This window comes from Paenibacillus rhizophilus, from assembly GCF_003854965.1.
Lineage (GTDB): Bacteria > Bacillota > Bacilli > Paenibacillales > Paenibacillaceae > Paenibacillus_AQ > Paenibacillus_AQ rhizophilus.
In genome coordinates this window covers 220,119-242,832 of record NZ_RQPI01000005.1, presented here as the reverse complement: position 1 = coordinate 242,832, position 22,714 = coordinate 220,119, and the positions used below count along the sequence as shown (strand labels likewise).

Genomic DNA, 22,714 nt, shown 5'->3' with positions numbered 1-22,714 from the left:
ATATAGTACCATTCTTTCCGAAGAGATTCACTATATTTTTGTGGCTGTGACATATCTGTCTGTCGCATTCGCCGCCATGTACATGCAGAAGGGTTATTAAGTATAATAGAAGGGTATGGTCACAATAGAACCTCTAGATTACGGCAGATATGAAGAAGGAAGTGGCGCAGCATGGATGCCAAAACGGCGGCCAAGGAAATCAAGCAGGGGAATTTCTCCCCCGTCTATTGTTTATATGGAAGCGAAAAATTCCGCATGAACGAATTTGCGGCTTTTTTGGAGAGCGAGCTGATTGCGAAGGAGGACCGCGATTTCGCAGTGATTCCGTTCGACCTATCCGAGACGCCGGTGCAGTCGGTAGTGGAAGAGGCGGAGACCGTGCCGTTTATGGTGCCCCGCAAGCTGCTGGTGGTTCGGGACGCCTCGTTGTTTACGGCGGGCAAGGATAACGCCAAGCTGGAGCACCGCGTCGATGTTCTTCAGGAGTATTTAACGCGTCCCGCCGAATTCAGCGTAGTCGTCTTTCTGGTGAACAGCGACAAGCTGGATGAGCGCAAAAAAATCGTCAAGGCGCTGAAATCGGCCGGCACCGTGCTGTCTTTCAACCCGCTTGGCGCGGAGGAACTGCTCCGCTGGGTGGAGAAAGGCATCCGCGACCGCGGCTGCACAGCCGCAAACGGCGCGGCGGAGGCGCTCATCGCCAGCGCCGGCACGGGACTCCAGGGGCTGACAGCGGAGATGGACAAGCTGTGCCTGTTTGCAGGCTCCGGAGGAACGGTGGATACGGCGGCTATTGAGAGCTTGGTGCCGCGCGGAACGGAGCAGAATGTGTTCACGCTGGTGGAGGATATTGCAAACCTGCGGCTGGACAAGGCCGTGGGAACGCTGCATGAACTGCTGAAGCAGCGGGAGGAGCCGATCAAGATCGCCGCGCTCTTCGCGCGGCAGTTCCGGATTATTTTGCAGGTCAAGGACTTGTCGGCACAGAGCTATTCCCAGGGGCAAATCGCCTCCCAGCTCGGGCTTCATCCCTATGCCGTCAAGCTGGCCGGAGAGCAGGCCCGCAAGTTCGGCGGGGAACAGCTTAGAGAAATTTTGAGCCGCCTGGCCGATTTGGATTACCAGATGAAGACGGGCGGAATCGATAAGGTGCTGGGGCTGGAGCTGTTCATGCTGCGGCTTGGTGCCGGAAGACCGGCTTAGGGTTTAGGTCCGCTCCCGGTGAAGACTATCTTCCTTGGTTCTCGTAATAGGCCTGGTCCGCATGCCGGAGGTCGGTACCCTTCAAGTAGGCGAGAATCAGCTTCGGATGCTTGACAAGAAACCAGTCTCCTTCTCGATCGAACTTTCGGCAGGAGGTAATCATATAGGCTTTGGTCAACGTCCCATATTTTTTCCCGCAGCGCTTTCCGTGAGTTTTGAGCCTCCGGGCAAAGTCGGCATCCTCAGACATCAGCATATCTTCATTGAAGCCGCCGATGGCGTCGAAGTCGCTCTTGCGGCACCAGAATATACCGACTGAGATCGCTCCGTATTTGATGGCCATCGGCACGAGAAGCGCCAGTGCGGATACGACGATACCAAGGCTCATCCTTTCGAATCTCCCGGTGGTGCCGCCGCCTATGTATTTTCCTGTGGAAAGAAGCCACTCGATTTCGGAGAGCATGTTGGCCGTCATCCGGCTGTCCGCGTCGATTGTCACGACAATTTCTCCTCTGGCAGCCGCCGCCCCGCTGTTTCGGATTTGCGATAAATTTTTGCGGTCGTCGTGTACAATAACGCAGTTATACGAGCTTGCGATTTCTTCCGTCTTATCGGTACAGCGGTTCAGAATAAGAATGACCTCAACCCGGCCGACGCAGTTCTCCGAGGCGGCAGCAATGGAGTCCAGGCATTTTGCGATATACTTTTCTTCGTTATGCGCGGGAATCAGGACGGAGAACAAGATCTCTTCCGTTTCTTCCTCCGGCCCGGTAAACATTGTTTCCATTAAGATTTCATCTCCTATTTGCGGATGCCGTCAAGCAGCATGTCCGTCATCTTGCGAAATAGCCGTCTTACATTTTCTTTGTCCAGATAACGGGAGTTGTTCGCCAACCCGGAATAAGAGCTGAGCAGGGCAAAAGCCATTTCGCCGGGCTCCTCCGGCTTGAATTCTCCGTTTTCGATTCCTTCTCGAATAATATCCTCGAAACGCCGCACATAGTCTGTAAGAATGGCGCCAAATTGTTGAAACGCAGCGGAATCGGCCCCGGTGGTCGCCATAAAATCCTCGCCGGCTTTGGTAAGCGAAAGATCTACGTTGTCCGCATAAAGCTCGCTGTAAGCATACAGCTTGTCGGTCGCTGAAGAAAACCGTACGGAGCGGCTGTCCCAATCTTTCCAGGAATCCGCGAACGATAGTTCGGCCAACTGGACAAAAAGGTCCTCTTTATTCTTGAAATGATGATAGATACTTCCTTTACTGAGACCCGCCGCCGCGCAAATATCGCTGATCGAAACGCCCTTGTATCCTTTTTTCGAAAATAGGGCTTTGGCATGCAGGAGTATGGTTTCTTTGGTCTGAACCGAATCATAGGCACGTTGTTTAGCAGTCAAACCCGGGATGCCTCCTTTCATTGACATACCGAACGCTCGGTATGTTTAGAGGATATATTTTCCATCGAAATATGTCCAGTGAAGAGTTTGTGAATGGAAGGATAGGGGGAAAATAAAAACAAAAAAACCTGAACCGCATCGTTCGGGAGCGGTCAGGTTCTTCAATTGCTTGTTATGGAAGCTCTTACGCTTGAGCGGAAAGAGCGTTCAGTTTCTTAGCCAAGCGGGATTTCTTACGGGCAGCCGCATTTTTATGAACCAGACCTTTCGTTACGGCCTTGTCCAGCTTCTGAGAAGCAACTTGGAAAGCGGCTTTGGCAGTTTCTACTTCCGTACCTTCCAGCGCGAGGTCGGCAGCTTTAACAGCTGTACGAAGCGCGGACTTTTGGGAAACGTTCAGCGCGCGGCGTTTTTCCGTTGTCTTAACGCGTTTTACCGCGGATTTAATGTTTGGCATTGCATTCACCTCCTGTAAGGCATTCGGAAATCATCAAAATGATTCACAACTTAAAATAGTTTAGCATGCAGATCAGCAAAATGCAACAAGAAACCGTGTAAATTCCCTATTCCTTTTTGTATAATCCTGCCTCTCCTCCCGCACACTAGTGAATAAAAGGATAGGAGGCGAATAACGTATGGAACTGGATCTGCAGCTTTATTCAGTGCGTACCGACTTAGCGGTAGAGTCCAAGGAAATGGCCCAGGGCTTGAACAACATGCCGATTCCCGGGGTGAGCGAGGAAGTGGAGGAATCGGACGGGATCAAAATTACGCGGCTTGCCGTGAGCAATGATGCCGGCTCCCAGAGAATCGGGCGCGCGATCGGCAATTATGTCACTCTGGAAATTCCGGGACTGCGGGGCGGAGATACGGGACTTCAGCAAAAAGTGTCCGAAGCTTTCGCCCGCGAGTTCGAAGGCTTTATGTCACGGATCGGAATCGGCAAAAACTCTTCCGTGCTCATTGTCGGGCTCGGCAACTGGAACGTGACTCCGGACTCGCTGGGGCCGCTTGTAGTGGAGAACGCCCTGATTACCCGCCAGTTTTATGAGCTGATGCCGGACCAGGTATCTCCAGGCTACCGCAATGTCAGCGCGGTAGCTCCCGGCGTGCTGGGACTGACCGGAATCGAATCGAGCGAGATCGTCCAGGGGATTGTCGACCGAACGAAGCCGGATGCCATTATCGCCATCGATGCCCTGGCCTCCCGTTCGCTGGAGAGGGTCAACACGACGATTCAAATTGCCGATATCGGCATCCACCCCGGCTCCGGCATCGGCAACAAGCGGCGCGGGCTGACGCATGAGGTGCTGGGCGTCCCTTGTATCGCCATCGGCGTTCCGACGGTATGCTATGCCTCCACCATTGTGGGCAATGTACTGGAAATGATGAGAAGCCACTTCGGCGGGGCGGACGGACGCACCAAGGAAATTATGGGGCTGCTGGACAGCATTTCCGAACAGGAGCGGCTGGCTCTGGTTAAGGAGGTTCTTGAGCCGCTCGGCCATGATCTGATTGTAACGCCGAAGGAAATTGACGAATTTATTGAAGATATCGCCAACGTTGTGGCAACCGGACTGAATGCGGCGCTGCATGACGCCGTCGATCCCGGCAACGTCGGCGCTTATACTCACTGACCTGTACCGCGCGCAGCAGGTGCGGATTATGAATATACGAGTGGGAATCGGCGAGGGACATTTCCTCCTGCCGGTTCCCTTTTTTTAATGAAATCGCGCTTCTCCTGCAACCGCCTTGTTCTACGAACCGTCTAATAGAAAAAGGAGGGAAACGCATGAGCAAGGTTTTAACTTCAGCTATATTGTTCATTGTGATAGCAGTATTGTTGAATGGCTGCGACAGAACACGGACGTTATCCGCAGACTCCGGGAAAACCGCTTATCCATCCGTTACCGATGACAAAGTGCCGACTCCCATAATTACCGCCGAAGGCAGCGGAGACGAAATTCCGTCGGAACAGCGGTCCTACTGCTGGGGAAAGCTGGGCTGCGCCGATTATATAGGGGGGATGCAGGGAATGGAGGAGACGCCGCCTGCTCTTATCCGCCCCGGGGAACAAATCTCGGTTGTTTTTCCGTATCAGCAGCAGCCTGTTCAAATGAACCTCGTCCGGTTCACCGGGGATGGACAAACGCAGATTGCTATGATCGGTAATTTTTTTACAGCACCTCTCGAAGACGGCGTATACTACTACGGAGTTTCGGCTTTTTGGAAGACGGAGGATGGTTTGTATTCCACGGGCGATACTTCTTGCGTATTCAAGATCAGGGTAACATCCGGGAATCATTAGGTGAATGTGTTTCAATTGGGCGGGCCTTACTGGGTCGGCTCTTTTTTTGGAAAATAAGCCTTGACCGGATATTGTGGGAGATTTTGTCTTCCTTTCGTTCTACCGTCTCTCTTCCTCTCATAGATTTGAAGTATAAGAGATTACAGAGAGCTTGAGGAGGACATAACAATAATGAACAGAAAATGGTTTCATCTGTGGAACATCGGCCGTTTGCGTTCAAAAGCGCTTGACGCTTTGGCGCTCGGCAGGACGATGCTGCTGCTCGCCTGCGGTTCCCTGGTCTTCTTCATCCTGCTGGGAACCGGAGGCATGGCGGGAGAGAAACTGGATAATTCGCCGCTTCCTTCGATGAAAGGTCTTGCGGCTTCCCTCTCCGGCGGACTATTCAAGGAGCTTCTCGGGATGGAGGTTCCACATCTGCCCAAGACCACGGAAGCGTCCGCGCTGTCGGGAGGGAAAGTCACAAGCTTTGTCTTTCAGCTTCTGACCAGCGTGAACCCGGGGGACCCAAAAAGCCTGCTGTCCCGCGAGGTGCCGGGAATGGCCGCCGACGACGCCGTGCTGCTCCGCAAAGGTTCCGGCGGAGTGGAGGGCGCCCCGGTCGACTATCATCCCGGAACGGACGAGCTGGCGACGCCGGCGCCGACTTCAGGGGGAAGCGGCGGCGTGCAAGAGTCGCAGCTGCCGGAGAACAGCGACGCTCCGGCGCCGTCCTCCGCTCCCGCAAAGGATACGGAACCTTCGGACACGGACATGAAGCGGATTATGATCTACCATTCCCATCCGCGCGAAGCGTATAATCCGCTGCTCTCCGCGAAGAGCGACAATCCAAGCTCCGCCGATCCTTCCAAAAATGTCATGCGGGTGGGGTCCTTCATCGCCCAGCGGCTGGAGAAACGGGGCATCGGCACCCTCCACTCGGAAGTGGACTATGCTACTAAAGTCGCCGATTATAACTGGAACTTTTCCTATAAATATTCCCGGGTGACCGTCAAGGCGGCGATGACCGAGAATGAGGAAATGACCGAATTGATCGACATCCACCGCGACTCTCAGCGGCATGACAAGACGACTACGGTTATCGGCGGAAAAAGCTACGCTCAGGTGTATTTTATTCTCGGGCGTTCAAACAAGGACTGGAAAAAGAATGAGGAATTCGCAAATAAAATTCATCAGCTTCTGGAGAAACGGTATCCGGGTGTTTCCCGCGGCATCTGGGGCAAATCGTCGGGCAAAGGCAATAACGGGGAGTACAACCAGTCGATATCGCCGAACAGCGTCCTGATCGAGGTGGGCGGAATAGACAGCACCGAAGCCGAACTGAAGGCAACCTCCGATGTGCTGGCGGACGCCATCGCGGATTTATATTGGAGCAGTCATGGGGCAGAAAAAGCAAACGCCGAGGCTGGAACGGCCAATAGCGGAACGGGCACGGAACCGGCTGCCCAATAATATCGTGCGCTCCCCTGCGGGGGCCGCTGCAAGAATGGAAAGAAAGGGTGGGTATCCATGTCTCGATTCGGAAAAAAGATGGTGGCTGTCGGCATTTGGGCCGGCATCGGCGTGCTGGTGGGTATGCAGTTCGGCGGGAGCGGCGAAACCACCGCCTCGCCCGTTCCGGGCTGGAGCGTAATTTCCGGCGGCGTTCAGAACGCAGCGCCTGTGTCCCAGCCCCAGTCCGGGGCGGTTACCGGGCTTCAGGTGCAGAGCGACGGGAAAGGGGGATACATCTACGTCCCCGTAACGCTGGCTCCCTCGTCCGCCCCGCAAGTCCAGACTCCGGCTGCGGGACAGCCTGCTGCAGGTACCCCTTCGTCCCCGGCTAGCCTTCCGCAGCAGACTGTCCCAAACAACACTACGCTTACGCCGGGTCAGATTCTCATTCCCGGAGAGCATAAATCCACGGTGGACGCACTGGCGGACAAGACGGCGGGCCTGCTCCAGCATGCGTCGCAAAAAGGAATCCGCTGGGTAGTCTCGCTGTTTGACTCCTCCGAATAAACGCTTTATCTTGTTCCCGCCCCCTGAAGGAACGGCTTCTCCGCCCTTCAGGGGGCGGTATCCGTTTCCGCAGCCAAAACCTTCTATTTTAAAATATAATGCGCTCGAATGCAGGAGCCGGATTGCTGGTGAGAACATGTACTGCTATAATAAGATGATTAACAACAGGCTGTTTGTGGGGGTAAGGAATGACTGACGTTAAGAAAAGACAAGAACAAATCCGCAATTTCTCGATAATTGCACATATAGACCACGGGAAGTCGACGCTTGCCGACCGGATTCTGGAATACACCGGGGCGCTCAGCTCGCGTGAAATGCAGGAACAGGTGCTCGACCAGATGGATCTTGAGCGCGAGCGGGGCATTACGATCAAGCTGCAGGCCGTTCGCCTCACGTATCGTGCCGATGACGGGCAAGAATATCTGCTCAATCTGATCGACACGCCGGGGCATGTCGATTTCACTTATGAAGTTTCGCGCAGTCTCGCGGCATGCGAAGGTGCGCTGCTCGTCGTGGACGCGGCCCAGGGAATCGAAGCCCAGACACTGGCCAACGTGTATCTGGCGCTGGACAACAATCTGGAAATTCTGCCGGTCGTCAATAAGATCGATCTGCCGAGCGCCGACCCGGAACGGGTCAAGCAGGAGATTGAGGACGTCATCGGCCTGGACGCTAGCGAGGCGGTGCTTGCTTCCGCCAAGGCGGGAATCGGCATCAAGGAGATTCTGGAGCAGGTAGTCAAGCAGGTTCCGGCGCCTACGGGAGATCCCGATCAGCCGCTGAAGGCGCTGATTTTCGACTCCCATTACGACCCGTACAAAGGTGTAATCGTGTATGTCCGGGTTGTTGACGGCAGCATCCGCGCCGGCTCGAAGATCAAGATGATGGCGACCGACAAGACGTTCGAGGTTATTGAAGTCGGCGCATTTATGCCGCGCATGAGCATCGTGAACGAGCTGAACGTAGGCGATGTAGGCTTTATCGTGGCCGGCATCAAGCATGTGGGCGATACCCGGGTCGGCGATACCGTGACGGACGCCAAACGCCCGACGTCCGAGCCGCTGCCCGGCTACCGGAAGATCAATCCGATGGTATACTGCGGCCTGTATCCGATCGAGACGTCGGATTACAATGATCTGCGCGAGGCTCTGGAGAAGCTGCAGCTCAACGACGCTTCGCTGAGCTTCGAGCCCGAGACGTCCAGCGCGCTCGGCTTCGGCTTCCGCTGCGGATTTCTCGGCCTGCTGCATATGGAGATCATCCAGGAACGGATCGAGCGGGAGTTCAACCTGCCGCTCATTACGACGGCGCCGAGCGTTATTTATCGCATTATGCTGACGAGCGGTGAAATGATTCAGATTGACAACCCGTCGAACTATCCGGAGATCGGCAAGATCGATTATGTCGAGGAGCCTTACGTCAAGGCTGCCGTTATCGTGCCCAACGATTTCGTCGGGACGGTCATGGAGCTGTGCCAGAACAAGCGCGGTGAATTCGTGAACATGGAATACCTGGACGCGAACCGGGTGACGATCACTTATCAGATTCCGCTGTCGGAAATCGTCTATGATTTCTTCGACCAGCTGAAATCGGGGACGAAGGGCTATGCGTCCTTCGATTATGAACTGTCCGGTTACCGCCAGTCGAACCTGGTGAAGATGGACATTCTGCTTAACGGCGAACAGGTCGACGCCCTGTCGTTCATCGTGCACCGCGACCGCGCCTATAACCGCGGCCGCATCATTTGCGAGAAGCTGCGCGGCATCATTCCGCGCCAGATGTTCGAGGTGCCGATTCAGGCTTCCGTCGGAACCAAAGTCGTTGCCCGCGAGACGGTGAAGGCGATGCGCAAGAACGTTCTTGCGAAATGCTACGGCGGCGACATTTCACGGAAGCGGAAGCTGCTGGAGAAGCAGAAGGAAGGCAAGAAGCGCATGAAGCAGGTCGGCAGCGTCGAAGTGCCGCAGGAAGCGTTTATGGCGGTGCTCAAGATCGACGAGTAGACATTCAGGCAAATATCGCAGCTTATTCAGGGAAGCCTTCCGGCTTCCCTTTTCATTCTAAGGAGGACAGCTTGATGACTAACCATTCAGGCTTGCAAGGGAGCCGTCCGCCCGAGGCGGTATACATTCATATTCCTTTCTGCACGAACAAGTGCTTTTATTGCGATTTCAATTCTTATGTGCTGAAGGATCAGCCCGTAATGGACTATCTTCGCGCGCTGGAGCGGGAGATGGAACTCACCGTTCGCGACAATCCGCCGGGCGTCATCCAAAGCATATTTGTGGGCGGAGGCACGCCTACGGTGCTGAAACCGGATGAAATGGAGTATTTTCTGAAGACGGTGCGCACCTACTTCCCGAACTGGGCAGAGGATATCGAGTTCTCGATGGAGGCGAATCCCGGTACGACTGATCCGGACAAGCTGGCGGTTATGAAGGCGGGCGGCGTGAACCGCGTCAGCTTTGGAGTTCAGGCGTTCCAGAATGAGCTGCTAAGCGGGATCGGCCGCATACACAACACCGATGATGTTTACCGCAGCCTTGACAATGCCCGCGCAGCTGGGCTGTCCAACCTGTCCATCGACCTGATGTTCGGTCTGCCGAACCAGACGGTCGATATGCTGGCCGAAAGTATCAAGCGGGCGCTTGACCTAGGCCTGCCCCACTATTCCATCTACAGCCTCAAGGTTGAGGAGAACACGCTGTTCCATACACTTTTTAACAAGAACCAGCTTCCGCTTCCCGCCGAAGAGGACGAACTGGCCATGTACCTGCTGTTGATGTCTTCCATGGAAGAGGCGGGCTACAGGCAGTATGAAATCAGCAATTTCGCCAAGCCCGGAATGGAGAGCCGTCATAATATCACTTACTGGCGCAATCAGGATTACTACGGGCTCGGCGCCGGAGCGCACGGATATGCGCGGCGTATGCGGCATATGAATGTGAAGGGCGTGAGTCCGTACATCGAAGCGACAAAGACCGGCCTGCCCCGGCTGAATGCTTATCCTGTGTCGAAGGAAGAGGCCATGGAAGATTTCATGATGGTGGGACTGAGGATGCGGGAGGGAATCAACGATAAGGCTTTCCGGGAGCAGTTCGACCGGCAGCTGGAGGACGTGTTCGGCAAGCCGCTGCAAAAGATGCTGAACGCAGGCCTGCTTGAGCGGGAAGGCGGAAACTACCGGTTAAGCCGTCAGGGGATTTTGTTCGGAAATGATGTGTTCGGAGAATTTGTCGGAGCGTTGACAGAAGGTTAATTTTTAAAATAACTATTGAATCCTAATTCACTGTGTTGTATATTTATTCATAGTTATTGATGGAGGAGTGAAGCACAGTGCTAGCCAAGCCGAAACTGAAACCCGCAGAGCCGGAACCAACAACCGCTGCCATTTGCAGAAGCGCTACTTTGGAAGATGTCGAGCCGCTGTATTTAATGATAGAAGAGTATGCGCAGCGCGGGATCATGCTGCCCCGTTCCCGGAAGGTGCTGGAGAGGCAGATAGATCAGTTCGTCGTAGCGGAAATCAACGGTAGGGTTGTAGGCTGCGGTTCATTGTGCCGTCTTGGTAACGATCTTGTCGAGGTTCGCTCGCTCGGCCTGCGCGATGAGTGCAAGGGCCAAGGCATCGGTTCCATGATCGTGGAGGAACTGACCAAGGAAGCGAGACGCCAAAAGATTCCGAAGATTATGGCTCTTACCTATGCCGTCAACTTCTTCTTGAAGAACGGATTTCAGGTCGTTAACAAGGAGATTTTCCCCGAAAAGGTATGGACCGACTGCGTCAACTGCTCCAAGCAACATGCCTGCGACGAAATCGCCGTTCTCAAAATGCTGAACTAATCTAATTGCTTTCATAAACCGACCACTCGCCTGCCGGATGCTTGTCCAACCCGGCGGGGAGTGGTTGTTTGACTTTTTGGGTTTTGAACCATGAATGTGACCGCGGGGCAGCATATCCGTACACAAAATGGCCTGCTCTGCATTGCCGACTGACTTGACAATGTTAAGTTCGGTTTGGTATTTTTGTATTAGTGATTAGCACTCTATGTAGATGAGTGCTAACGAACGAATTCCACAGGCGGACAGGAGGGGATGACATGTTAACCGAACGCCAGAGAATGATATTGAATGCCATTGTGGATGACTATATCCGTTCGGCCGAGCCGGTAGGATCGCGCAGCATATCCAAACGGGGAGATGTCAAATACAGTCCCGCGACGATACGCAATGAAATGGCCGACCTGGAGGACCTGGGATTCTTGGAGCAGCCGCATACGTCGGCAGGCCGGATTCCGTCCCATAAAGGCTACCGTTACTATGTGGATCATCTTGTGCCGTGGAATTCAGAAGGATCGACCGAAACGGAAACGATCCGCGCTTTTTTCGCCGAGAAGCTGAATGCGATGGAGCAGTTGATTCAACATGCGGCCATGATTTTATCGACGATGACGAATTATACTTCCATCCTTTTGGGACCGGAGGTTTTTCATACTTCACTGCGCCATTTTCAGCTGCTGCCGTTGGATGATCGAACCGCCGTGGCGATTATCGTCACCAGCACCGGACAGGTTGAGAACCGGAAAGTCAGCATTCCGCCGGAGATTTCGGTCTCGGAAATGGAGAAGGTTGTCAATCTGCTCAACAGCAAGCTGGTCAATGTGCCGCTATACAAATTGAAGACCAGACTCTATTCCGAACTCGGACAGGAAATGCAGCGTCATATTTCCCATTATGAGGAACTGATGCATGTGCTTGATGCGGCGCTCGAAAGTGACCCGGAACAGCGCATTTATCTCAGCGGCGCGACGAACATGCTGACCCAGCCGGAATTCCGGGATGTCGACAAGGTCAAGGATATCCTTGATCTGCTTGAAGAGACGCCCACCCTGCTCAAAATGCTGGCGCCGGCCGCCGGCGGAACGGGCATTCAGGTGCGCATCGGCACCGAGAATAAGCATGAAGCTTTTTCGGACTGCAGCTTGATTACAGCAACTTATGCGGTTGACGGTGAAGCGCTGGGAAGCATAGGCATATTGGGGCCGACCCGAATGGAATATGCGAAAGTGATGGGCATTCTGGGCGTTTTGTCCCGGGATTTGACAGCGCTGCTGGGTCACTGGTATAAGTGAGTTTAGTGCAAAACGATTACCGTGATAATCTTAAGGAGGTGAACATACTTGAAAGAGGAACAGGTTCAAGAATCAGGTGTGACCGAAGATAACGCCATCAACGAGGAGAGCGCGGCCGATCAGGCCGAAGCCGTCTCGGATAACCATAGCGAAGAGGCCGATGAAGCCGTACAGGCGACTTCCGGCGACAGCGATGAAATCAAGCGTCTGCAGGAGCTTGCGGACGATTATCAAGGTCGTGTGCTGCGGGTGCAGGCCGACTATGACAATTTCCGCCGCCGCACCTTGAAGGAGAAAGAGGAACTGGCTCAGTACGCCACCTCCAAGCTGGTTACGGAATTGCTGCCGGTGCTGGACAATTTCGAACGCGCGCTGGCTACGGCGCCGGCCGGATCGGACAGCGATGCTTTCGCCAAAGGCGTAAATATGATTTTTCGCCAGTTGGATGGGGTATTGAAGTCTGAGGGACTTACACCAATGGAATCGGTGGGACAGCCGTTCAACCCGGAATTCCATCAGGCCATCATGCAGGTGGAGAGCGACGAGTACGAAGAGGGCATTGTTACGGAGGAAGTCCAGAAGGGCTATCTTCTGAAAAACAAGGTGCTTCGTCCCGCTATGGTTAAAGTCAGCATGTAGTCTTGGATATAGACGCATGGATCGCCGGAACTGTATTCCGGCGATATTGCCGTGCGCCTGTCCGAACTCCGGACGCATAATGCGGCGGCTTCTCAGCCGGGGCACATCAGTCACGGGCAGTATCTCAATCGTAAAACTTAAGCGAAAGCTTACGAAGCGAGTTTTACTTGAAGCTTATTCTTGATTGAATCACATTCGTAAAACTTTTAAGGAGGCAAATTACTGTGAGTAAAGTTATCGGTATCGACCTTGGAACCACGAACTCATGCGTGGCCGTAATGGAAGGCGGCGAGGCCGTCGTCATCCCCAACCCGGAAGGCGCGCGCACTACCCCTTCGGTTGTAGGCTTTAAGAAAGACGGGGAGCGCATTGTCGGCGAAACGGCGAAGCGCCAAGCGATCACGAACCCGGACCGCACGATCATTTCGATCAAACGCCATATGGGGACGAACCATAAAGAAACCATCGACGGCAAAGAGTATTCGCCGCAGGAAATTTCCGCAATGATTCTGCAAAAGCTGAAATCCGACGCTGAAGCTTACCTCGGCCAGTCGGTTACGCAGGCGGTTATTACCGTTCCGGCCTATTTCAACGACGGTCAGCGCCAGGCGACCAAGGATGCAGGAAAAATTGCCGGTCTTGACGTTCTGCGTATCGTGAACGAGCCTACGGCGGCAGCCCTGGCGTACGGTATGGAAAAATCCGAAGACCATACGATCCTCGTCTATGACCTTGGCGGCGGCACGTTCGACGTTTCCATCCTGGAACTGGGCGACGGCTTCTTCGAAGTTAAGGCGACGAGCGGTGACAACCGCCTCGGCGGCGACGACTTTGACCAAAAAGTCATCGACTATCTCGTAGCCGAGTTCAAAAAAGAACAGGGCATCGACCTGAGCAAGGACAAGGCGGCTGTTCAACGTTTGAAGGACGCAGCCGAAAAAGCGAAGAAAGAGCTGTCCGGCGTACTGACCACTACGGTCTCCCTGCCGTTCATCACCGTTGTAGACGGCGTACCGCAGCATTTGGAGGTCAACCTGACCCGCGCTAAATTCGACGAGCTGACATCCGATCTCGTTGAACGCACGCTCGGACCTACACGCCAGGCTCTGAACGACGCCGGCATGACTCCAGCTGATCTGGACAAAATCGTTCTTGTCGGCGGTTCCACCCGGATTCCGGCCGTACAGGAAGCCATCAAGAAGCTGACCGGCAAAGAGCCGCATAAAGGCGTTAACCCGGACGAAGTCGTTGCTCTTGGCGCAGCGGTTCAAGCGGGCGTATTGACCGGCGACGTAAAAGACGTGGTTCTGCTGGACGTAACCCCGCTGTCCCTGGGTATTGAAACCGCAGGCGGCGTATTCACGAAGATGATCGACCGCAACACGACAATCCCAACCAGCAAATCGCAAATCTTCTCGACCTTTGCCGACAGCCAGCCGAGCGTTGAAATTCATGTTCTGCAAGGTGAACGCCAAATGGCGAACGGCAACAAAACGCTGGGACGCTTCATGCTGAGCGAGATTCCGCCGGCACCGCGCGGCGTGCCGCAAATCGAAGTTACCTTCGACATCGACGCCAACGGCATCGTGAACGTGTCGGCAACGGATAAAGGCACGAACAAGAGCCAGAAGATTACCATTACATCCTCCGGCGGCCTGAGCGAATCCGATATCGAGCAAATGATGAAGGACGCGGAGCTTCACGCCGAAGAGGACCGCATCCGCAAGGAACTGGTAGAAGCGAAAAACAATGCCGACCAGCTTGTCTATTCTACGGATAAGGTCATCAAGGACCTTGGCGATAAAGTGGACGCATCCGAGATTGAAAAGGCGAACCAGGCCAAGGACAAAGTAAAGTCCGCGCTGGAAACCGACAATTTGGAAGAGATCAAGGCGGCTACCGACGAGCTGAACGAAGTTGTGCAGCAGCTGTCCGTGAAGCTGTATGAGCAAGCGGCGCAAGCTCAACAAGGCGCTGAAGGCGCGGCTGACGCAGGCGAAGGCGCAAAGAGAGATAACGTGGTCGACGCGGATTACGAAGTGGTTGACGACGAGAAGAATCAAGGATAAAGTTAAACGATAGCTCAAAGTCAGGGGAAGGTCAAAACCGGGGCATCCCGAGTTTTGGCTTTCCTTTTAATATGTATAAGGGAAATAGGGATACGTTCCTGTACGGAGGTGAAGGCATTGGCAGATAAACGCGATTATTACGAGGTGCTTGGCGTAAGCAAGAACGCTGCGGAAGACGAGGTAAAAAAAGCGTACCGCAAGCTTGCCCGTCAGTATCATCCGGATGTGAACAAGGCCAGCGACGCCGAGGCCAAATTCAAGGAAGTTAAAGAAGCGTACGACGTTCTGAGTGACCCTCAGGCTCGGGCGCGGTATGACCAGTACGGCCATATTGATCCGAACCAGGGAATGGGCGGCGGCTTTGGCGGCGGCGATTTCGGAGGCGGCCTGGGCGACATCTTTGATATGTTCTTTGGTGGCGGAGGACGACGCGATCCGAACGCTCCCCAGCGCGGGAATGATTTGCAGTATACGATGACCATTGAATTCAAGGAAGCGGTGTTCGGCAAAGAAACCGACATCACGATTCCGCGGACGGAAACCTGCGATACCTGCTTTGGCTCCGGCGCAAAGCCCGGCACGAAGCCGCATACCTGCTCCGTCTGCCATGGCAGCGGGCAGCAGGAGGTTGTGCAGAACACGCCGCTTGGCCGGATGGTCAACCGCAGACCGTGCTCGAATTGCGGAGGCACGGGCAAGATTATCAAGGAGAAATGTCCGACCTGCTCCGGCAATGGCCGTGTGAAGAAGCAGCGCAAAATCCATGTCCGGATTCCGGCGGGCGTGGACGACGGCGCGCAGCTGCGCATGAGCGGCGAAGGCGAAGGCGGCCTTCGCGGCGGTCCTGCGGGCGATCTATATATTGTCATCCGTGTCAAGTCGCATGATTTCTTCGTTCGTGAGAACGACGACATCCTGTGCGAGGTCCCGCTGACCTTCGCCCAGGCGGCGCTTGGAGATGAGATCGAGATCCCGACCCTGACCGAGAAGGTCAAGCTCAAAATCCCCGCCGGCACCCAGACCGGGACGTTCTTCCGACTTAAGGGCAAAGGCGTTCCCCGGCTGCGGGGTAATGGTATCGGTGACCAGCATGTCAGAGTCATCGTGGTGACGCCAAGCAAGCTGAGTGAAGAACAGAAAGAACTGCTTCGCCAGTTCTCTTCCTTCGACGGCGAGAATACGCATGAACAGGGGCAGTCATTTTTTGACCGCATGAAACGCGCATTCCGCGGAGATTAGTTCAAGCTGAGTCAGCCCGTATTTGATCCATGTTGTTACAAACGGCAGTCCCTCCTTTACCGGAGCGGCTGCCGTTTGTTGTATATTGGAGTGTAAGTGCGCGGCGAATGCCGGCAAAATGCAGCAAGGAGCCGAAGGATGAAGACCATAATGCCTGAGACGGAAAAAAGCTGTTATTGAAGTATTAGAATGATCATTCCCCAATGCGGATGGCGCGGTTGCACGCGATGTCCGTTTTTTGCACAGAGGGCGGCGAACAGGATAAATTAATGCATACCTGCACACTCTAAGCCTGAAATCCCGGCGGGCAGTTATCCGCATTCGAAGAGGAGCGTGCGAAAGGTTTATGTCTGAAAAAAGTATACTCGCTTATTTCAAAAGTCCGGAGGAAGCGGAGGGCGTCTCACGCAAGCTGCAGTCGCTGCGGGTTGTCGATTTATCCATCGACCGTTTCAGCCGTTACGGCGGAGGCTTCACCTCCCATGCCGATCCGGCCAGCGGCTTAATTTCAAGCCTGGGAACGGCTGCTGCCGGATATCCCGACGCCGGCGTTATGGCCGCCGCCGATCCGAGTGCGAGCGGAATGAGCCATGGAGGGTCGGGAGGGCCGACGGGACGGGATATTCTGCTGACCGTCGTGGTTGATGAGGCCTCCTTCCATCAGGCTCTGTCCATCATCGAGGAAGCCGGCGGCATGATCTGATTGTCTCTGCCAGAAAATGGTTCTATATGAATAAGAAAAGGGGATGTTGTGCGGAATGGTCAGAAATTCAAAAGTGCTGTCCAAGAACGAGAAGATGAAGAAGCTGTTCGAAGCCAAGAATGAAGACGTGGAATTTTCCGCGGTGGAAGCGGACCGGGACGACATAGAGGCTTTGGACCGGGCGCAGGCAGCGGACCGCAGACAGCTTCACGAGATTATTGAAGAAGAGGAATAGAAGATATTTTAGCCGCGTTGTATGAATTAAATAACGGATTGTCCCTGGTTGCCCAGCCCTCGGTATAGGCTCTGATCCAGGGACTTTTTGAATTTTGGCGGATCCGCCTGGCAGGGTTCCGCCTCCCGGCGTCGAATTGAGAATGTTTGGGAGGGATACATAAAATGACACTCATTTTAGGCTATCAATTTGAGGAGTATTCAATACCGCTGTCTTTTGCGAACCGCTATTTTATTCTTGAATCGGCCCCGGATGGTCTCAAGGTCAGCGTTCTGCTCGACCTGGAGGAAGCGCCGGTATTCGATATTTTGAAGAATGAACCCGTCGGCAGTCCGCATTCGAATATCGTTAATTCGGTTCCCGGCGTGTTTGCGGTTAAAGACAATACCGGGCGGCCTGTCTATCAGCTGCAAATCGGCGCCGAGGCCAGAGCCGCGTTGACGCTGGAGGATGGAAGCGAGCTGGAAGTTCGCTTTTCCGGGGATAAAATTCAGGCCGGCAAGCTGGAAGCGGACAACACCAAGTTCGGCGGAGGAATTGGAGTTAAGGTCAGCCCGGAGGGGACGGTCGGGATTGGCAATTATTTGCCGTACCACCTGCTGAAATGGTTTGTATAAGAAATGAAAATATCTTGTTTGGGGACGGCCTGGAGCCGGCCCCTTTTTTTATGCTGCGTACCCTAAAAATGAACCTTTTTGCCTCGCCGATTGTTATATAGACGAAACCGACAGGAAAGGAGGGCCTTGTATTGGATGACCGTGAGCTGTTCGAGACTTACAACCGGGATGTGTACAGAACCTGCTATTATATGGTGCATAACGCGGCGGACGCCGAAGATTTATGCCAGGACGTCTTTATTGCCGCTTTCAGCAGCCGCCGGGAAGAGATCGGGAACCCAAAGGCATGGATTTTAAAAATCGCCGTCAATCATTGTCTGAACCATCTGAGCCGCAGACGCAAATTGAAGCTGAAGGTCGAGGACAACCGGCATCTTCTTGCCGGAGAGGCGAACAAGCCAGTGGACCGGATTGTGGAGGACCGGGAGACGGCGGGGGAATGGGCCGTTTATCTGGAATGTTTGCCTATCAAGATCAGGGCGGCCATCACCCTGAGGTATATGCATGATTTCAGTCTGTCCGACATTTCGAAAATGCTGTCCGTTCCGGTGGGAACGGCTAAATCGAGACTGCATAAAGGACTGAGGCTAATGAAGAAGATGCTTGAAAAGGAAGGACAGGCAGAAAAGGGGGGAAACTATGAAGAGGCTGGAAGACGAGCTCAGGCTTCGGTTAAATGACGATGAACAGGTGCCTTATCCCGACTTCGGTGCAATGTGGGAACGGATGGAGCAGCCGGATCAGGCCGGTCCGGAAAGGATGATGACCCATTCCGTTCCTTTCGTCCGAAAGCGGAAGATGAAGAGAATCGCGGTTGCCGCAACCCTCGGAGCGCTGCTTGCCGCCGCCCCCGTCTATGCCGCCATTCATTATGACTGGGACACTCTTCTGCGGTGGAACAGCGGCGTGCAGAGCGCCTTGGAGCAGAATCTTGGCCAGGAGCTGGGGCAGTCCATCACCCGGGACGGAGTTACGCTGACGCTCCACACGGCGGTTGTTGACGAGAACCAGACGGTTATTTTGTATAGTCTTGACATCGGCAAACACAACAAAGAAGAGCTTTGGAGCTTTGCCGGGGTCAGCCTGAAGGATAAAGAGGGGAAAGTCGTCGATCTGGAAAAAGGCTTCCAAGTGTGGGATGACAAGAGCGGCCGGTTTACGGGCTATTTGCAGACCGACTGGACGCCTTCCAGCGGTACGGCGGAGGTTGAATTGTCCGCGCACGGCCTGCAGGCGTACAGCCAACAGGAGAAGGGGCTTGAATTGGACACCGGTTCGCCGAAGCTCCAGGAAACCGCAATTAGCCAGGACGGACTGAAATCGGTAGCGGTGCAGGCTTTCGAGCAGGGCGAGGACAAAGTGCTGCTGGCTTCATCCGTCGTTTTCGACCGGCCTGAAACGAAAGACTGGGCTTATCCGCGCATTGCCGTATACCGGAACGGGGCCGAGGTCCGCAGTCTGTCCGGCGGAACGTTCGGGACTCCCGGAGAGCATGGGGAATACACGATGCAGCAATATTTTAACCGCAGCGATCTTACGGACGGGTCCGTGTCCTATAGGCTTCTCTACACGAAGCTGGAGCAATCGCTGGACGGCCCGTGGACCTTTGATCTTAAACTCAGCAAGAAGAAAATGAAGAGTGGTACGGTTATCCGGACGCTGAATACGCCGCTGGAAGAAAACTCCCAGTTGAAGAAAATGGTGATCACTCCCATGCAAATCCGTGTGGCGATAGAAAACTCCGGCAAGTTGGGGATCATGCCTTATCAAAAATATGAACTGCTGGTTGGAGGCAAAACTTTGGAAGGGAGACTATGGTCCAGCGAAGGCCGCAAGCCGCGAACCGAAACTTTCCGTTTTGATCGGCCTGCGGATCTGGTCATAACCCCGGACACGCCGATCGTTCTGGTCTGCAGGTACAAGGTTACGTCTCATAGCGGGGGCGATACTCCGGTCCTGCTGACCGGAATCGGTACGCAAAAGCAAACGCTGACTACGAATATCTCCGGGTATCCAGTGAAATGGACGTATTACAAGCAGAACGGGAACCTGTATGTTGAATCAGAGAGCGAAAGCCCCGTTTTCGGCGGTGTCAATCAAACGTACATCGGCACGGGGAAAAACCGGAAGATCGGCAAGCCGGTGACGGTGAACTTCATCGGTGACGGCAATAACAAAGCGATCGACATGTATAAGAATTTCGAGGGAACGGAAGCATCCGTCTATATGTTTTTTTACTCGACTGATGAACCGGAGAGGGAAGCAAGGGTTTCGCTGCAGCCTTGATGGAGAGGGATAGATAGGGTTGGTGAGGATCGCCGGATGCGGCAAAAGTGAAGAAGTGTTGCTTCAGTTTTTTTGGGAGCGGGCCTTGTGCCCCTCCCTTTTTTTCGTATACAGTTATTGAACGGATATATGGCCGTCTGCGTGAATGTGTAACGAGCGTTTAAGCGGGCGGCGAAAAGGAGAATGAGCCATGAATGTAACCCGATGCGGCTGGGTAAACAGCGATCCGCTGTATATAGCCTATCACGACGAAGAATGGGGAAAGCCGGTGTACGATGACCTTAAGCTGTTCGAACTGCTGATGCTGGAAGGGATGCAGGCGGGCTTGAGCTGGTACACGATTTTGAAAAAAAGAGAGAACTACCGCGAGGCCTTCGACGGATTCGATCCGGAGAAAATTATCCGGTATGACGACGCAAAAATCGAGGAGCTGATGAACAATGCGGGGATTATACGCAACCGTCTCAAAATCAAGGCCATCATGAATAATGCGCGTGTTTACGGCGAAATTTCCCGGGATGAGGGAAGCTTCGGCCGTTATTTGTGGAGCTTTGCCGGCGGCGCGCCGGTCGCTTACGACAGGGAGAGCCTTAAGGACGTTCCCGCATCGACGCCGCAGTCGGACGCCATGAGCAAAGCGCTGAAAAAGAAAGGCATGAAGTTCGTCGGCTCCACGATCTGCTATGCGTTTATGCAGGCTTCGGGAATGGTGGACGACCATGTGAGGGACTGTTTTTGCCGAAAGGAAGGCGCCCTCAAAAGCTAGCGCGGCCTTTGTCAAGCCGGCTCGTTCAGCCGCGGATTTAGCGCATGTGGGGGTTCGTGTTTGGCGCATGGCACGGCGGTAAGGTATAATAACTACGACTTCCGTTTGGAAAGTGCGGAAGCAAAACTTGTAGGAGGCACGGGACAGCAATGCTATGGCATGAAATGACGATACATACAACCGAAGAAGCGCAGGAGATGATATCCGCGCTGCTTCATGAAGCGGGAGCAGGCGGCGTTTCTATTGAAGAATCCGGCACGCTGAACAAGGCGCGCGACACGCGCTACGGCGAGCTTTACGACGAGCCGCTGAACGATATCCCCGAAGGGGAAGCGGTGATCAAGGGCTATTTCACGGAAGGATCGCCGATGGACGGCATTTGCGCGGAACTTACGCCCCGCATCGAGGAGCTGCGGGAATTCGGCATCGATCCCGGGAAGGCCGAGATTAGCTGGAAGACGGTTGACGAGGAGGACTGGGCACATGCCTGGAAGCAGTATTTCAAGCCGCTTCGGGTAAGTGAGCGGCTGACGATCAAGCCGGTGTGGGAAGAGTACGATCCCGCAAGTCCGGAGGAGAAAATCATCGAGCTGGACCCCGGCATGGCCTTCGGCACCGGCACCCATCCGACAACCGCCCTCTGTCTGCGGGCGCTGGAGAAAGCGATCTCCGGCGGAGAAGAAGTGATCGACGTCGGCACGGGCTCGGGCATCCTGGCCGTCGGCGCGATGCTGCTGGGAGCGCGGTCCGTTCTTGCATTGGATCTAGACCCCGTGGCCGTTCAAAGCGCGGTGGAAAATGTGAATCTGAACGGTCTCTCGGACGTCATAACGGTAAAAGAGAGCGACCTACTGTCCCTGCTCGGCGGCGAAGGAGCGGCGGAGACGACTGCCGGGGCGATGTGGCCCTCGGCAAGACCGGCGCAGCGGCCGGACGGGGATGGCCCGGCCGACGAAGCAGCCGGAGAGGATGCGCCGATACGAAGCGGCGCGGACGGCGGAAGCCGCCGTGACGAAGACGCCGGCAAGGCCGCCGGTTCGGGTGCGACGCCGGGAGGACTCGGCGTGACGCTGCCGGTCAAGATTGTGGTTGCTAATATTTTGGCGGAGATTATTGTGCTGTTCACGGATGATGTGTACCGGGCGCTTCAGCCCGGCGGGATTTATATCACTTCCGGCATTTACAAGGATAAAGAAGAGCTGGTAGAGCGCGCTCTGCTGGCCTCCGGATTTGAAATCCTGGAAGTGACGAAGGAAGAAGACTGGGTGGCGTTTACAGCCGGAAAGAGGTAAAGATGGATTTTTTGCAAAGCATTATTCGTATGCCATTGGATCAGCTGCCGTTTTTATTGGTAACCATTCTGATTGCCTTTACAGTGCATGAGTTCAGCCACGCTTATTTCGCCAACCGGTTCGGCGATCCTACGGCCCGTCTGCTGGGCCGCATGACGCTGAATCCGGCGGTGCATTTCGATGTGTTCGGCATTATTCTCCTGTTGATTGCGGGCTTCGGCTGGGCGCGGCCGGTGCCGGTCAACCGCGACAATTTCAGCCGTCCGCGTCTGATGGGCATCATCGTGTCGGCGGCCGGACCGATCAGCAATCTGCTGATGGCGATCATCGGCTGTCTGATCTACGCGCTGCTGATTGCGACCGGCGTCTTCGACGCCATACCTTCGGGCAAGGGTCAGGAGGCGGGACAGCTGTTTTTCAGCGTGTTTACTTTCTGGAATTTCTTCCTGTTTTTGTTTAATTTGATTCCTCTGCCGCCGCTGGACGGCTACCGGATTGTCGAGGATCTCGCACCGCGTCCCCTTCGGGGAAGACTTCAGCGGATCGAGCAGTGGGCGATGTTTCTGTTTCTGCTGATTGTGTTTATTCCCGCGCTTCAGGCGTACACGATCACGCCTTTGAGCATGTGGGCTTATATTATGCGGTCGGATACTCTTAATTTTTTCTATCAGCTTTTTACTTAAATAAATCTGTAGGACTGTTCATCATGAAACAAACGTTGTATGATGGAATGTGTTTGAATAGAAACGGCGGCAGGGCCCGGCAGGCGAGGGACGCCGCCGTTTTCGCCTGAAATATAAGAATGTTTATGCTTTTTAATTCAGAACAG

General features: G+C 54.4%; 23 protein-coding genes. 20 read left to right on the top strand and 3 right to left on the bottom strand.

Features of this window, described 5'->3' with window-relative positions; translation table 11 throughout:
* Positions 1 to 171: 171 nt before the first annotated feature.
* Positions 172 to 1,203, top strand: coding sequence for a DNA polymerase III subunit delta (holA, locus tag EH198_RS11905; protein ID WP_124695757.1), 1,032 nt, complete (start codon positions 172 to 174; stop codon positions 1,201 to 1,203).
* A gap of 25 nt (positions 1,204 to 1,228) precedes the next feature.
* Here the strand turns inward: holA and EH198_RS11900 are convergent, their stop codons facing one another.
* From EH198_RS11900 to rpsT, 3 genes are all read right to left on the bottom strand, one after another.
* Positions 1,229 to 1,990 carry a glycosyltransferase gene (locus EH198_RS11900; RefSeq protein WP_124695756.1) on the bottom strand — a complete coding sequence of 254 codons (762 nt, stop codon included), beginning with the start codon at positions 1,988 to 1,990 and terminating at the stop codon, positions 1,229 to 1,231.
* A gap of 14 nt (positions 1,991 to 2,004) precedes the next feature.
* Complete coding sequence (locus EH198_RS11895; protein ID WP_221621516.1) at positions 2,005 to 2,598, bottom strand: TetR/AcrR family transcriptional regulator; 594 nt, start codon at positions 2,596 to 2,598, stop codon at positions 2,005 to 2,007.
* A gap of 184 nt (positions 2,599 to 2,782) precedes the next feature.
* A complete protein-coding gene (rpsT, locus tag EH198_RS11890) occupies positions 2,783 to 3,055 on the bottom strand; it encodes a 30S ribosomal protein S20 (RefSeq protein ID WP_124695755.1) in 273 nt (90 codons plus the stop codon).
* 178 nt (positions 3,056 to 3,233) lie between these two features.
* Between rpsT and gpr the strand changes: the two genes are divergently transcribed.
* From gpr to EH198_RS11795, 19 genes are all read left to right on the top strand, one after another.
* Positions 3,234 to 4,235 (top strand): GPR endopeptidase, encoded by a 1,002-nt coding sequence (gene gpr, locus EH198_RS11885; RefSeq protein WP_124695754.1) that lies wholly within the window; start codon positions 3,234 to 3,236, stop codon positions 4,233 to 4,235.
* A 155-nt stretch (positions 4,236 to 4,390) separates the two neighbouring features.
* The gene (locus EH198_RS11880; RefSeq protein ID WP_124695753.1) at positions 4,391 to 4,906 is read left to right on the top strand and encodes a hypothetical protein; all 516 of its coding nucleotides are present in this window, start codon (positions 4,391 to 4,393) and stop codon (positions 4,904 to 4,906) included.
* A gap of 171 nt (positions 4,907 to 5,077) precedes the next feature.
* Positions 5,078 to 6,358 (top strand): stage II sporulation protein P, encoded by a 1,281-nt coding sequence (locus tag EH198_RS11875; RefSeq protein WP_124695752.1) that lies wholly within the window; start codon positions 5,078 to 5,080, stop codon positions 6,356 to 6,358.
* 57 nt (positions 6,359 to 6,415) lie between these two features.
* Complete coding sequence (locus EH198_RS11870) at positions 6,416 to 6,907, top strand: hypothetical protein (RefSeq protein WP_124695751.1); 492 nt, start codon at positions 6,416 to 6,418, stop codon at positions 6,905 to 6,907.
* A gap of 188 nt (positions 6,908 to 7,095) precedes the next feature.
* The gene (gene lepA / locus EH198_RS11865) at positions 7,096 to 8,910 is read left to right on the top strand and encodes a translation elongation factor 4 (RefSeq protein WP_124695750.1); all 1,815 of its coding nucleotides are present in this window, start codon (positions 7,096 to 7,098) and stop codon (positions 8,908 to 8,910) included.
* Positions 8,911 to 8,984: 74 nt separating this feature from the next.
* Positions 8,985 to 10,166, top strand: a complete 1,182-nt coding sequence (gene hemW / locus EH198_RS11860) for a radical SAM family heme chaperone HemW (RefSeq protein ID WP_124695749.1) — start codon at positions 8,985 to 8,987, stop codon at positions 10,164 to 10,166.
* Positions 10,167 to 10,243: 77 nt separating this feature from the next.
* Positions 10,244 to 10,750, top strand: a complete 507-nt coding sequence (locus EH198_RS11855; protein WP_124695748.1) for an N-acetyltransferase — start codon at positions 10,244 to 10,246, stop codon at positions 10,748 to 10,750.
* 257 nt (positions 10,751 to 11,007) lie between these two features.
* Positions 11,008 to 12,039 carry a heat-inducible transcriptional repressor HrcA gene (gene hrcA / locus EH198_RS11850; protein ID WP_124695747.1) on the top strand — a complete coding sequence of 344 codons (1,032 nt, stop codon included), beginning with the start codon at positions 11,008 to 11,010 and terminating at the stop codon, positions 12,037 to 12,039.
* Positions 12,040 to 12,087: 48 nt separating this feature from the next.
* Entirely contained in the window at positions 12,088 to 12,678 is a 591-nt protein-coding gene (grpE, locus tag EH198_RS11845) for a nucleotide exchange factor GrpE (RefSeq protein ID WP_124695746.1), read from the top strand.
* A 224-nt stretch (positions 12,679 to 12,902) separates the two neighbouring features.
* Positions 12,903 to 14,747, top strand: coding sequence for a molecular chaperone DnaK (gene dnaK / locus EH198_RS11840; protein WP_124695745.1), 1,845 nt, complete (start codon positions 12,903 to 12,905; stop codon positions 14,745 to 14,747).
* A 117-nt stretch (positions 14,748 to 14,864) separates the two neighbouring features.
* Complete coding sequence (dnaJ, locus tag EH198_RS11835; RefSeq protein ID WP_124695744.1) at positions 14,865 to 15,986, top strand: molecular chaperone DnaJ; 1,122 nt, start codon at positions 14,865 to 14,867, stop codon at positions 15,984 to 15,986.
* Positions 15,987 to 16,332: 346 nt separating this feature from the next.
* The gene (locus EH198_RS11830; protein ID WP_124695743.1) at positions 16,333 to 16,689 is read left to right on the top strand and encodes a hypothetical protein; all 357 of its coding nucleotides are present in this window, start codon (positions 16,333 to 16,335) and stop codon (positions 16,687 to 16,689) included.
* Between the two features lie 55 nt (positions 16,690 to 16,744).
* A complete protein-coding gene (locus EH198_RS11825) occupies positions 16,745 to 16,924 on the top strand; it encodes a YfhD family protein (RefSeq protein ID WP_124695742.1) in 180 nt (59 codons plus the stop codon).
* 164 nt (positions 16,925 to 17,088) lie between these two features.
* Positions 17,089 to 17,541 (top strand): hypothetical protein, encoded by a 453-nt coding sequence (locus EH198_RS11820; protein ID WP_124695741.1) that lies wholly within the window; start codon positions 17,089 to 17,091, stop codon positions 17,539 to 17,541.
* Positions 17,542 to 17,672: 131 nt separating this feature from the next.
* Positions 17,673 to 18,221 (top strand): RNA polymerase sigma factor, encoded by a 549-nt coding sequence (locus tag EH198_RS11815; protein ID WP_124695740.1) that lies wholly within the window; start codon positions 17,673 to 17,675, stop codon positions 18,219 to 18,221.
* Positions 18,181 to 19,827, top strand: a complete 1,647-nt coding sequence (locus tag EH198_RS11810; protein ID WP_124695739.1) for a DUF4179 domain-containing protein — start codon at positions 18,181 to 18,183, stop codon at positions 19,825 to 19,827. The genes EH198_RS11815 and EH198_RS11810 overlap by 41 nt, the downstream gene beginning before the upstream one ends.
* Positions 19,828 to 20,017: 190 nt before the next feature.
* Positions 20,018 to 20,593 carry a DNA-3-methyladenine glycosylase I gene (locus EH198_RS11805; protein WP_124695738.1) on the top strand — a complete coding sequence of 192 codons (576 nt, stop codon included), beginning with the start codon at positions 20,018 to 20,020 and terminating at the stop codon, positions 20,591 to 20,593.
* A 149-nt stretch (positions 20,594 to 20,742) separates the two neighbouring features.
* The gene (prmA, locus tag EH198_RS11800; protein WP_124695737.1) at positions 20,743 to 21,885 is read left to right on the top strand and encodes a 50S ribosomal protein L11 methyltransferase; all 1,143 of its coding nucleotides are present in this window, start codon (positions 20,743 to 20,745) and stop codon (positions 21,883 to 21,885) included.
* Between the two features lie 2 nt (positions 21,886 to 21,887).
* Complete coding sequence (locus tag EH198_RS11795) at positions 21,888 to 22,568, top strand: site-2 protease family protein (protein ID WP_124695736.1); 681 nt, start codon at positions 21,888 to 21,890, stop codon at positions 22,566 to 22,568.
* Positions 22,569 to 22,714: the final 146 nt, after the last annotated feature.